We start from the raw sequence: 12,629 nt of genomic DNA, 5'->3' as shown, positions 1-12,629 counted from the left end.
AGGCTATTTATTTAACTGTTTCTAAAATCAACTTCGATCGCTTAACATTATCAGGTACAGGAATCGGATAATCGCCATTAAAACAAGCAGTACAGAAGGTTTTCGGATCTTCCTTCGTTGCTGTTAACATTCCATCGTGACTGAGATAAGCTAAACTATCCACCCCGATTTGTGCCTGAATTTCCGCCACCGATTTAGTTGCCGCAATTAATTGCTCTTGGTTATCCGTATCAATGCCATAAAAACAAGGATGAGTCACCGGAGGTGAAGATATTCTCATGTGAACTTCTCTTGCTCCGGCATCCCGTAAAGCTTTAACTAATTTCCGGCTAGTGGTTCCCCGCACGATCGAATCATCAACAATAATAACTCTTTTTCCCTGTAAAACATCCTTTAAAGGATTCAATTTCATCTTAATTCCCGACTCTCTCATGTGTTGGGTTGGTTGAATAAAAGTCCGTCCCACATAACGATTTTTAATCAATCCTTCCGCGTAGGGAATATCAGAAATGCGCGAAAATCCGATCGCCGCTGGAATACCTGAATCGGGAACTCCCATCACCATATCTGCTTCTACCGGAGACTCTTTAGCTAATTGTTCCCCCAAACGTACCCGATAAGTATATAAAGATTCCTCGTGAACAATACTATCGGGACGGGCAAAATAAATCATCTCAAAAACGCATAATTTTTTCTCCGGTTTTATGGCCCAATCCACCGAAGATAAGCCATCTTCACTAATCCAAACTAATTCCCCCGGCTGCACATCCCGCAGATAATCGGCCCCGATAATATCTAATCCGCAGGTTTCCGAAGCCAAAACATAACGGGGGGATTGCCTTCTTCTTGCAAAACCCCAATTACTAACGGTCTGACACCATTGGGGTCCCGCGCCCCGATAATTCCCGTCGGTGTGCCGATAACAAGGCTGTAAGCCCCGCTACAATAGCTAAAGGCATCGATCGCCGCTTCTATCCAATCCTTGCCACTATCCACTTCCTGGCCGATAGCGACGGCGATCATTTCCGAGTCGGTGGTGGTGACGAGATCACAACCGCGCTTTTCTAATACATTTCTTAACTCAAAAGTATTGACTAAATTGCCGTTATGTGCTAGGGAAAGTTTACCCAAACGGGTTTCGATCACAGCAGGTTGGGCATTGGCCCGACGGCTAGAACCGGTGGTAGAGTAACGAGTATGACCGACGGCGTGAGTACCCGGCAAGGTTTTAAGGACAGTTTCGTTAAAAACTTGGGAAACTAAGCCCATTTCTTTGTAACAATGCACCGTTTCCCCGTCGTAGGTGGCAATACCTGCCGATTCCTGTCCTCGGTGTTGCAGGGCATAGAGTCCGAAATAGGTCAGTTTTGCTACTTCTTCCTCGGGGGCATAGAGTCCAAAAACTCCACAGGCTTCTTCAGGCTTATCGACGCGGTTCAAGAATAGGGATGAGTCGGGATGGCTAGACATGAGAGGACTGGGGTTTGGGGCTACTTTTGATACGAAATCTTAACTTATCTTAATCTCTTTTTAACACTTTCCTCTATGGTGATTTGAGAACAGTTATCAGGTGTTGGATTTTGGGGTTTTGGGGTTTTAGGGTGTTAGGGTTTTGGGTTTGGGTGTTAGGGTTTTGGGGTGTTAGGGTTTTGGGGTGTTAGGGTTTTGGGGTGTTAGGGTTTTAGCTGAATTTCCCCATTTCCCCATTTCCCCATTTCCCCATTTCCCCATTTCCCCATTTCCCCATTTCCCCATTTCCCCATTTCCCCATTTCCTCACTCCCGACGACCGACTCCTGTTTCCTTCCCTAAAGTCTTCTTTCGATCGCTTTTGACCAAACTTGCTGTATAGTTTCTAGACTAACATCGATCGCCGGTTGTTTATTCCGGTCAAGAATTAAAAGATTATCGCTTTTTTCGCTAACTTTGCCGGTTATTTGCCAATAGTCTCCCAATTGTGTCTTTAGATATTCTTCCCAATCTTGCCGATTTTCGGGGGAAACGGAGACAATAATGCAACTAGCTAATTCCCCGAATAACACCGCGTCAAAACGGCCTTGATGCTGCCAAGAAAGGTCAATTTCTGCCCCTAATTGGCCACTAATACAGCATTCTGCCAGAGCAGTGGCTAAACCTCCCTCCGCGCAATCGTGGGCAGATTTCAGCCAACCGGCGCGAATTCCCCGACGACAGGCCGCTTGTACCTTTCTTTCTAACTCAAAATCAATTACCGGCGGTTTTCCCGTCACCAAACCGTGAATAACGGCTAAATATTCGGAAGCGCCGATAGTTGGCAAGGAAAAACCCAAAATATAGATTAAATCCCCCGCTTTTTGCCAACCTTGGCCGCAAATTTGCCCGATATCCGGCACTAATCCCACCATCCCAATCACGGGAGTCGGATAAATAGACTGGGGGCTGCCAGCTGCATCAACGGTTTCGTTGTACAAAGAGACATTACCCCCAGTCACCGGTGTATTCATTTCCCGACAAGCTTCAGCAATACCCTGACAAGCAGTGGCTAATTGCCAATAACCGATTGAATTCTCTGGACTTCCGAAATTGAGATTATCCGTGACAGCAATGGGGTCGGCACCAACACAACTAAGGTTTCTGGCCGCTTCCGCCACGGCCAACTTAGCTCCGTTATAGGGATCAAGATAAACGTATCGCGGATTACAATCTGTAGTCGCCGCTACACCTCGCCGAGAATTTGCGGGATTAGCACCCAGAGGACGCACGCGAATCACGGCCGCATCGGCTCCCCCGGGGAGAATAACGGTGTTATTCTGGACTTGATGATCATATTGACGATAAACCCAGCGTTTTGAGGCAATCGAGGGACTATCCAGCAGTTTTAATAAAATCTCGTTATAGGATTCGGGAATAGGAATCGTGCTATCTTGCCATAATTGAGCTTTTTGGGCGTATTCTGGCGGTTCTGTTAGTAATTCCCGATGATAAATCGGAGTATTATCCGCTAGGGCCGTGGCAGGAATTTCGGCGGCAATTTCCCCTTTAAATAATATACGGACGATCGGTTCTGCAATTACCTGGCCAGCGACCACAGCCTGAAGTCCCCAACGATGGAAAATCTCGATTAATTCGCCTTCTCGTCCCGATGCTGCCACAAATAACATTCTTTCTTGGGATTCCGACAGCAGATATTCGTAGGGAACCATCCCGGTTTCCCGGACGGGGATTTTATCCAAATCTAATTCAATTCCCACCCCTCCCTTGGCCGCCATCTCGGAGGTAGAACAGGTGATCCCCGCGGCCCCCATATCCTGGGCCGCCACCACCGCGCCGGTCTTAAATGCCTCTAAACAAGCTTCTATCAGGGATTTTTCCAGAAAAGGGTCGCCCACTTGCACTGCGGGCCGGTCATCCATAGATTTATCGGTTAATTCAGCGCTGGCAAAACTTGCCCCTCCCATACCGTCCCGGCCGGTGGTAGAACCAACGTATAAAACCGGGTTTCCTAGGCCTTTTGCCCCAGATTTAACGATTTCCTCGGTTTCCATTAGCCCTAAAGCCATGGCATTAACAAGGGGATTGCCATTGTAGGCATTATCAAAGTATATCTCACCGCCCACCGTGGGAACACCGACACTATTGCCATAATGACTTATTCCTTCCACGACTCCGGCAAAAATGCGCCGATTGCGGGCATCTTGCAAGTTACCAAAACGAAGGGAGTTGAGGATAGCAATGGGCCGGGCCCCCATGGTAAAAATATCCCGCAGGATGCCTCCGACTCCGGTAGCGGCACCTTGGAAGGGTTCCACCGCAGAAGGATGATTATGGGACTCGATTTTAAAGGCTAATCGCAATCCATCGCCTAAATCCACTACTCCGGCATTTTCTCCTGGTCCGACGAGAACTTTTTCGCCGGTGGTGGGGAATTGTTTGAGCAGCGGCCGGGAGTTTTTATAACAGCAGTGTTCCGACCACATCACGCCAAACATCCCTAATTCGGCTTTGTTGGGGTGTCTTCCCAGTCTTTTGACTATTTCTTCGTATTCTTCGGGTTTGATGCCTTCTGAGGCAATTTCTGCGGCAGTGAAGGGGGTAGTCATGGGACAATGCGATCGAGGGACAAGATTTATTGTATAACGTCTGATGAGATCGAGTTATACTGCTTAGTGAAAGACAAAAAAGTTAAAAAGGTTTGCGCTAGTAAAGTTAAGCTAAAGACATAGTTTTATCATCAGTTGGAACGAAACTATGGCAGTAGAAACAGCTTTATCAATGAAAGCCTTATACGATCAGGATTTTGTTCTCTGGGCTTCAAAAACCGCCGAACTTTTAAAGCTAAAAAAGTTTGATGACGTGGACTGGGAAAATCTGATCGAGGAAGTGGAGTGCATGGGGAAAAGTGACAGACGGGCTGTAGAGAGTTTATTAACCCAGCTTATCGAACACCTGTTTAAGTTAGCTTATCACAAATCGGAACGGGAGCGAGAACGAAACGTCTGTCACTGGATAGGAGAAATCGCCAGTTTCCGAACTCAACTAGGAGAGTGGCTAGAAACTACTACTCTCACCAACCACGCGCGGGATTATTTTCAAAAAGCCTACTCGAACGCTCGGAAAACTTTAATACAAGCGAAAGCAGTCACTCGCGACGCGATTCCTCTAGAGCCTCCTTTCTCCCTCGAACAGGTATTAGATGGGGAATGGTTCCCAATTGATATCGATCATTACTTCGACGTATAAGGACAAAAAAAGTTAAAGATGAATATTAAAGTTATTGTTTGGCAAGAGGATGATTTATGGTGTGCCACCGTTCCAGCTTTCCCCGATTGTCATACTTGGGGAGAAAGTATAGGAGAAAATCTATCCAACCTCCATCATACCCTATTTAATCTTGGTTCCGATGGTGTTGGGTAACAGTCGTCATCCCAATTGCTCAAAAACAGGAGCTTCCTGAAGAATACAATAAAAAACTTCTGCTAAACTAGAGGCCTCTTTTTGAGTTTAATTGCGTGAAAACTGACAGTATTTTTTATCAACTCTTACAAAGATTTCCCGCTTGTTTCTTTGATTTGTTGAACCTTCCCCCCGAAACCGCCAATTCTTATCAATTCTCCTCGGTGGAAGTTAAACAATTGTCCTTTCGTCTCGATGGAGTCTTTTTGCCTGATACAACCAATCAGCCTATCTATTTCCTCGAAGTACAATTTCAGAAAGATAATAGGTTTTATTCCCGTTTCTTCAGTGAAATCTTCCTCTATCTCCACCAAACGGACTTAAGCAACAACTGGCAGGGAGTAGTTATTTATCCTCGGCGTTCAGTGGAAAGCGTAGAGACGGCTCGTTATGGGGAGTTAATCAACTCAGGCAGGATTTTACGTTTTTATCTCGAGGAATTAAGGGAAGTGGAATCCCTGGGAATATCGATGTTACAATTAATTATAGCACCAACCGCCAGAGCGATCGAGCAGGGAAAACAATTAATTCCACGGATTAGACAAGCATTCCCTAAGGTCAAACAACAGCAAGAACTTTTAGAATTGATAGAGACAATCTTGGTTTATAAGTTACCCCAAGTCAGTAGAAAGGAGATAGAAGCGATGTTTAGTTTAAGTGATTTAAAACAAACTAAAGTGTATCAGGAAGCTTTAGAGGAAGGTAGAGAAGAAGGTAGAGAGGAAGGTAGAGAGGAAGGCCGACAAGAAGGCGAATTAGCGGCAAAATTAGCTTCTATTCCTCGTTTATTGGCCTTAGGATTAAACTTTGAACAGATAGCACAAGCTTTAGAATTAGAAATCGAACAGGTTAGACAAGCAACTCAAGGGGAATAGGAAAAGTTCAAACTTTGACAAATTGATACAATTGCCGGTAGCCATCAAGTAAAAATCGGCAACACTGAAAATCCCGCCAGCTTTCTTTTAATTGGGGACAAGTTACCGAAAAAGCTTTTACTTCGTCATCTAAACTAGAGGCCTCTTTTTGAGTTTAATTGCGTGAAAACTGACAGTATTTTCTATCAACTCTTACAAAGATTTCCCGCTTGTTTCTTTGATTTGTTGAACCTTCCCCCCGAAACCGCCAATTCTTATCAATTCTCCTCGGTGGAAGTTAAACAATTGTCCTTTCGTCTCGATGGAGTCTTTTTGCCTGATACAACCAATCAGCCTATTTATTTCCTAGAAGTACAATTTCAGAAAGATAATAGGTTTTATTCCCGTTTCTTCAGTGAAATCTTCCTCTATCTCCACCAAACGGACTTAAGCAACAACTGGCAGGGAGTAGTTATTTATCCTCGGCGTTCAGTGGAAAGCTTAGAGACGGCTCGTTATGGGGAATTAATCAACTCAGGCAGGATTTTACGTTTTTATCTCGAGGAATTAAGGGAAGGGGAATCCCTGGGAATATCAATGTTACAATTAATTATAGCACCCACCGCCAGAGCGATCGAGCAGGGAAAACAATTAATTCCACGGATTAGACAAGCATTCCCTAAGGTCAAACAACAGCAAGAACTTTTAGAATTGATAGAGACAATCTTGGTTTATAAGTTACCCCAAGTCAGTAGAAAGGAGATAGAAGCGATGTTTAGTTTAAGTGATTTAAAACAAACTAAAGTGTATCAGGAAGCTTTAGAAGAAGGCCGACAAGAAGGCGAATTAGCGGCAAAATTAGCCTCTATTCCTCGTTTATTGGTCTTAGGATTAAACTTTGAACAGATAGCACAAGCTTTAGAATTAGAAATCGAACAGGTTAGACAAGCAACTCAAGGGGAATAGGAAAAGTTCAAACTTTGACAAATTGATACAATTGCCGGTAGCCATCAAGTAAAAATCGGCAACACTGAAAATCCCGCCAGCTTTCTTTTAATTGGGGACAAGTTACCGAAAAAGCTTTTACTTCGTCATCTAAACTAGAGGCCTCTTTTTGAGTTTAATTGCGTGAAAACTGACAGTATTTTCTATCAACTCTTACAAAGATTTCCCGCTTGTTTCTTTGATTTGTTGAACCTTCCCCCCGAAACCGCCAATTCTTATCAATTCTCCTCGGTGGAAGTTAAACAATTGTCCTTTCGTCTCGATGGAGTCTTTTTGCCTGATACACCCAATCAGCCTATTTATTTCCTAGAAGTACAATTTCAGAAAGATAATAGGTTTTATTCCCGTTTCTTCAGTGAAATCTTCCTCTATCTCCACCAAACGGACTTAAGCAACAACTGGCAGGGAGTAGTTATTTATCCTCGGCGTTCAGTGGAAAGCGTAGAGACGGCTCGTTATGGGGAATTAATCAACTCCGGCAGGATTTTACGTTTTTATCTCGAGGAATTAAGGGAAGGGGAATCCCTGGGAATATCAATGTTACAATTAATTATAGCACCCACCGCCAGAGCGATCGAGCAGGGAAAACAATTAATTCCACGGATTAGACAAGCATTCCCTAAGGTCAAACAACAGCAAGAACTTTTAGAATTGATAGAGACAATCTTGGTTTATAAGTTACCCCAAGTCAGTAGAAAGGAGATAGAAGCGATGTTTAGTTTAAGTGATTTAAAACAAACTAAAGTGTATCAGGAAGCTTTAGAAGAAGGCCGACAAGAAGGCGAATTAGCGGCAAAATTAGCCTCTATTCCTCGTTTATTGGTCTTAGGATTAAACTTTGAACAGATAGCACAAGCTTTAGAATTAGAAATCGAACAGGTTAGACAAGCAACTCAAGGGGAATAGGAAAAGTTCAAACTTTGACAAATTGATACAATTGCCGGTAGCCATCAAGTAAAAATCGGCAACACTGAAAATCCCGCCAGCTTTCTTTTAATTGGGGACAAGTTACCGAAAAAGCTTTTACTTCGTCATCTAAACTAGAGGCATCTTTTTGAGTTTAATTGCGTGAAAACTGACAGTATTTTCTATCAACTCTTACAAAGATTTCCCGCTTGTTTCTTTGATTTGTTGAACCTTCCCCCCGAAACCGCCAATTCTTATCAATTCTCCTCGGTGGAAGTTAAACAATTGTCCTTTCGTCTCGATGGAGTCTTTTTGCCTGATACACCCAATCAGCCTATTTATTTTCTAGAAGTACAATTTCAGAAAGATAATAGGTTTTATTCCCGTTTCTTCAGTGAAATCTTCCTCTATCTCCACCAAACGGACTTAAGCAACAATTGGCAGGGAGTAGTTATTTATCCTCGGCGTTCAGTGGAAAGCGTAGAGACGGCTCGTTATGGGGAGTTAATCAACTCAGGCAGAATTTTACGTTTTTATCTCGAGGAATTAAGGGAAGGGGAATCCCTGGGAATATCAATGTTACAGTTAATTATAGCACCAACCGCCAGAGCGATCGAGCAGGGAAAACAATTAATTCCACGGATTAGACAAGAATTCCCTAAGGTCAAACAACAGCAAGAACTTTTAGAATTGATAGAGACAATTTTGGTTTATAAGTTACCCCAAGTCAGTAGAAAGGAGATAGAAGCGATGTTTAGTTTAAGCGATTTAAAACAAACTAAAGTGTATCAGGAAGCTTTAGAAGAAGGTAGAGAAGAAGGTAGAGAGGAAGGTAGAGAGGAAGGCCGACAAGAAGGCCGACAAGAAGGCCGACAAGAAGGCCGACAAGAAGGCCGACAAGAAGGCCGACAAGAAGGCGAATTAGCGGCAAAATTAGCCTCTATTCCTCGTTTATTGGCCTTAGGATTAAACTTTGAACAGATAGCACAGGCTTTAGAATTAGAGATCGAACAGGTTAGACAAGCAACTCAAGGGGAATAGGAAAAGTTCAAACTTTGACAAATTGATACAATTGCCGGTAGCCATCAAGTAAAAATCGGCAACACTGAAAATCCCGCAACCTTTCTCTTAATTGGGGACAATTTGCCGAAAAAGCTTTTACTTCGTCATCCCAATTGCTCAAAAACAGGAGCTTACTGAAGAACACAATAAAAAACTTCTGCTAAACTAGAGGCCTCTTTTTGAGTTTAATTGCGTGAAAACTGACAGTATTTTCTATCAACTATTACAAAGATTTCCCGCTTGTTTCTTTGATTTGTTGAACCTTCCCCCCGAAACCGCCAATTCTTATCAATTCTCCTCGGTGGAAGTTAAACAATTGTCCTTTCGTCTCGATGGAGTCTTTTTGCCTGATACACCCAATCAGCCTATCTATTTCCTAGAAGTACAATTTCAGAAAGATAATAGGTTTTATTCCCGTTTCTTCAGTGAAATCTTCCTCTATCTCCACCAAACGGACTTAAGCAACAACTGGCAGGGAGTAGTTATTTATCCTCGGCGTTCAGTGGAAAGCGTAGAGACGGCTCGTTATGGGGAGTTAATCAACTCCGGCAGGATTTTACGTTTTTATCTCGAGGAATTAAGGGAAGTGGAATCCCTGGGAATATCGATGTTACAATTAATTATAGCACCAACCGCCAGAGCGATCGAGCAGGGAAAACAATTAATTCCACGGATTAGACAAGCATTCCCTAAGGTCAAACAACAGCAAGAACTTTTAGAATTGATAGAGACAATCTTGGTTTATAAGTTACCCCAAGTCAGTAGAAAGGAGATAGAAGCGATGTTTAGTTTAAGTGATTTAAAACAAACTAAAGTGTATCAGGAAGCTTTAGAAGAAGGTAGAGAGGAAGGTAGAGAAGAAGGCCGACAAGAAGGCGAATTAGCGGCAAAATTAGCCTCTATTCCTCGTTTATTGGCCTTAGGATTAAACTTTGAACAGATAGCACAGGCTTTAGAATTAGAAATCGAACAGGTTAAACAAGCAACTCAAGGGGAATAGGAAAAGTTCAACGCGATCGCAATAAGGTTAGATAGCGTATCATGCTAAACGACTTTTGTACTATAGCAGAGAGACTAGCTGTGTCATCATTAGACATCTCCGAAAACGTAGGGACAATTCATGAATTTTACTCCGAAAACGTAGGGACAATTCATGAATTGTCCCTACCAAGGGTTTCAGGTTACGCATATTTAATTTTCGGAAATATCTATTCTCTATCATCTGGGATTATTGGCATATCTGTAATGATTTGATGGCATCGAACACAAGCCTTAACCCCTTGTTCCAAACGCCATCGACAGAAATTGAAAATCGAATCTTCTATGCAAACCCTAATTAAGTCTTCAACTGTTCATCTGAGATATTAACAGTAATGGAAGCCATTAAAAATCTCAAAAAAAATCGACCCGCCCTTAGGCGGGAGACAAAGGGCAAAAGAGCAAAAGAACAAAGGGTTAAAGTCCTGGGGAGACACACGCAACCCGAAAACCGTAACCGAAATGGCCTATTATGCGGGTGTAATCGTCGTGGCGGTTAGCGGAACGGCAGTACCTTGATGAAGTCTCCCAAGAGCCGCCGCGCACTATTTTGAAAGGATTGGCTCTTTGATAATTTGTTATCCAAGCACTGCCATCCTTTGGCGCATTCTCATAGGTACTATGCCAATCGTCTTCGCACCACTCCCAAACATTGCCAATCATGTCATGGAGTCCCCAAGCATTGGGCTTTTTCTGACCCACAGGATGAATTGTCTGCTGAGAATTTCCGTTATACCAAGCGTAATCTCCTAACTGATTAGCATCATCACCGAAATAATAGCGAGTGGTTGTCCCCCACGACAGGCATATTCCCATTCCGCTTCTGTGGGGAGGCGATAGGTTTTCCCTGTTATTCGACTCAATTTCTGACAAAAGGCTTGAGCATCATTCCAACTAACCTTTTCTACCGGATTTTGGGGATTGTTTTTAAAATAAGAGGGATTGGTTCCCATTACTGCTTCATATTGTGCCTGAGTGACAGGATATTTCCCAATAGCAAAACTGTTGACTTGAACTTGGTGTTGAGGCTTTTCATTATCGCGAGCATCGGGATCACTGTCAGGAGATCCCATGAGAAATTGACCTGCTGGTAAGCTCACCATCTTCAGTGTTACTCCGTTGGGTAGGTTTTCGGTAAATGAAGTTTGAGGAATAGGAGAGTCACCGACGACGGAGGTGCTAAAATTCCCGACTCTCTCGATTACATGGTCGTTGATGCGTTGAATGGCGGTTTCGAGTTCGATTTCCTCGTCGGGGATTTCCACGTCTGTCCATTGCCATCCTTCCTGCTCGGCTCGCTCTAATGCGATCGCTAAACGGCCGCGCTTTTCTTCGCTGGTGACGAGGAAATTGAGCAAACTAGCCGATAGATTCTCGTTTTTGCGGAAAGATACGGCCGATTCGGAACTAAGAATGTTCTGGACGAGGGATTCCACTTCGCTGACACTGCGGGAAAGTTCCCCGTCAATGGTCACTACTCGATCGATTAAGCCTTGAAACTGCCCGATAATTGGTTTTAGGTATTGTTCTAGATTAATGGCTACTTTGGCCATTTCGATCGCTTCTTTTTCCAGACTATCTAACTCCAGCTGCAACTGATACACTTGTTTGTACCCGTTCAACTCGCCGATCATTTTCGAGAAAACCTGTTTTTGTGTATCCTGATCTTCAGCTAATTTCTGGATACTTTCGCTGATTAGGTCGATTTTCTTGAGCATGAGCAAGCTGGCGCGACCAACAAGAATCACGGTGCGGAAAATCTGCTGTTTCTGTAGTCTCAGGGTATCTCGCAGTTCGGCCGAGCCGATGCTATTCTCCAAAGATTGGCGTTTTCGCTCTGTTTCTGCCAATTTCTGGCATTTAACCGCCACTGCCTCCTTGATTTCCTCGGTCAGTGACTGGAAAAACCGCCGGTATTCATCCTTATGGTCGGTGAGAAATCTGATTAACTGGTTATAGTCCTTGACTAATCTTTCTAATTCTTGAAAAGTTTCCTCGAAATTGAGGGGTTCTTCTTTTTTCCTCAATCCTAACCATGTATTGCGGACCCGTTTTCCGGTTTTAATCAGTTGCTGTCTTTCTTGAATCTGATCCTGCAAAATTAATAAATCGGGGCGATTTAGTTGGGGAAGTTGATAGGTTTTCCGATAAAGCTTGATTTTCGCCGTTTCTTCTGCCATCGCCTTGGTCGCTGAGGGTGAGTTTTTTCTATTTTAGCCCGATTTTTTGATCAGCTAAGACGTATCTTAACCGCCTATCCTTAAACCCCCCCCGATGTCGGTAGGGTAGATTCATAGTAGGATAGATTCATCGTAGGGTTGATTCATGAATCAACCCTACCCCGATGTCGGGGGTTTGGGGGTCTTGCCTCTTGCCTCTTCTCAACAAGCAATTTAAATTAAGAACAGCATAATGTCTTTGCCGGATAGAATGTAGGTTGGGTTGAAGCATGAAACCCAACACCCGCATGGGTTACGCTACCGCTAACCCATCCTACAAATTACTGGCTGTAACTCAAATATAATCTGTAGAGAAGGTTTGGCAACTAGACCGAACTCCCTGGGGTCTTCTCCCTCTAAATGCAGTAAAATGGCTTCTTGGAGATTATTAACCACCTCATCTAAGGTATTTCCCTGGGTGACAATCGAAATTTCCACGCATTCACCTACATATCCTTGTTGTTCACCAGAACGAATAATTGCGGTAACTTTTGGACTTAATTTTGTCATAATTGCTCATGTTTATTTTTTGCTTATTTAGATTTATGGCAATCGAGCAAGGTACGGGTCATTGATCGATTCTAACTGACTTTTCCCTAAGCTGTGGAATTCAT

9 protein-coding genes and 2 pseudogenes are annotated in these 12,629 nt (G+C 43.4%); 7 read left to right on the top strand and 4 right to left on the bottom strand.

Annotated features, from left to right (window positions below; translation table 11 throughout):
• Positions 1-7: 7 nt before the first annotated feature.
• A pseudogene (gene purF, locus VL20_RS19275) lies at positions 8-1,470 on the bottom strand (amidophosphoribosyltransferase).
• Positions 1,471-1,807: 337 nt separating this feature from the next.
• Positions 1,808-4,078: a phosphoribosylformylglycinamidine synthase subunit PurL gene (gene purL / locus VL20_RS19270; RefSeq protein WP_052277486.1), complete on the bottom strand. Its 2,271-nt coding sequence runs from the start codon at positions 4,076-4,078 to the stop codon at positions 1,808-1,810.
• Positions 4,079-4,226: 148 nt separating this feature from the next.
• On the opposite strand from purL, the gene VL20_RS19265 reads away from it, so the two are divergent.
• From VL20_RS19265 to VL20_RS19240, 7 genes are all read left to right on the top strand, one after another.
• On the top strand, positions 4,227-4,718 hold the full coding sequence (locus VL20_RS19265; protein ID WP_081417907.1) for a DUF29 domain-containing protein: 492 nt from the start codon (positions 4,227-4,229) through the stop codon (positions 4,716-4,718).
• 18 nt (positions 4,719-4,736) lie between these two features.
• Positions 4,737-4,892 carry a type II toxin-antitoxin system HicB family antitoxin gene (locus VL20_RS33840; RefSeq protein WP_369800415.1) on the top strand — a complete coding sequence of 52 codons (156 nt, stop codon included), beginning with the start codon at positions 4,737-4,739 and terminating at the stop codon, positions 4,890-4,892.
• 95 nt (positions 4,893-4,987) lie between these two features.
• Positions 4,988-5,806, top strand: coding sequence for an Rpn family recombination-promoting nuclease/putative transposase (locus tag VL20_RS19260; protein WP_052277485.1), 819 nt, complete (start codon positions 4,988-4,990; stop codon positions 5,804-5,806).
• Between the two features lie 162 nt (positions 5,807-5,968).
• Positions 5,969-6,751: an Rpn family recombination-promoting nuclease/putative transposase gene (locus tag VL20_RS19255; protein ID WP_052277484.1), complete on the top strand. Its 783-nt coding sequence runs from the start codon at positions 5,969-5,971 to the stop codon at positions 6,749-6,751.
• Between the two features lie 162 nt (positions 6,752-6,913).
• Entirely contained in the window at positions 6,914-7,696 is a 783-nt protein-coding gene (locus VL20_RS19250; protein ID WP_052277483.1) for an Rpn family recombination-promoting nuclease/putative transposase, read from the top strand.
• A gap of 162 nt (positions 7,697-7,858) precedes the next feature.
• Positions 7,859-8,737 (top strand): Rpn family recombination-promoting nuclease/putative transposase, encoded by an 879-nt coding sequence (locus VL20_RS19245; RefSeq protein ID WP_052277482.1) that lies wholly within the window; start codon positions 7,859-7,861, stop codon positions 8,735-8,737.
• Between the two features lie 214 nt (positions 8,738-8,951).
• A complete protein-coding gene (locus VL20_RS19240; protein ID WP_052277481.1) occupies positions 8,952-9,758 on the top strand; it encodes an Rpn family recombination-promoting nuclease/putative transposase in 807 nt (268 codons plus the stop codon).
• Between the two features lie 455 nt (positions 9,759-10,213).
• On the opposite strand, the pseudogene VL20_RS19235 reads toward VL20_RS19240, so the two are convergent.
• Together VL20_RS19235 and VL20_RS19230 are read right to left on the bottom strand one after the other, a co-directional pair.
• A pseudogene (locus VL20_RS19235) lies at positions 10,214-11,976 on the bottom strand (SUMF1/EgtB/PvdO family nonheme iron enzyme).
• A gap of 303 nt (positions 11,977-12,279) precedes the next feature.
• Entirely contained in the window at positions 12,280-12,525 is a 246-nt protein-coding gene (locus VL20_RS19230; RefSeq protein WP_002749457.1) for a type II toxin-antitoxin system HicB family antitoxin, read from the bottom strand.
• Positions 12,526-12,629 lie beyond the last annotated feature (104 nt).

Source organism: Microcystis panniformis FACHB-1757, assembly GCF_001264245.1.
Taxonomy (GTDB): Bacteria; Cyanobacteriota; Cyanobacteriia; order Cyanobacteriales; family Microcystaceae; genus Microcystis; species Microcystis panniformis.
This window is presented reverse-complemented; position numbering and strand designations above follow the sequence as displayed.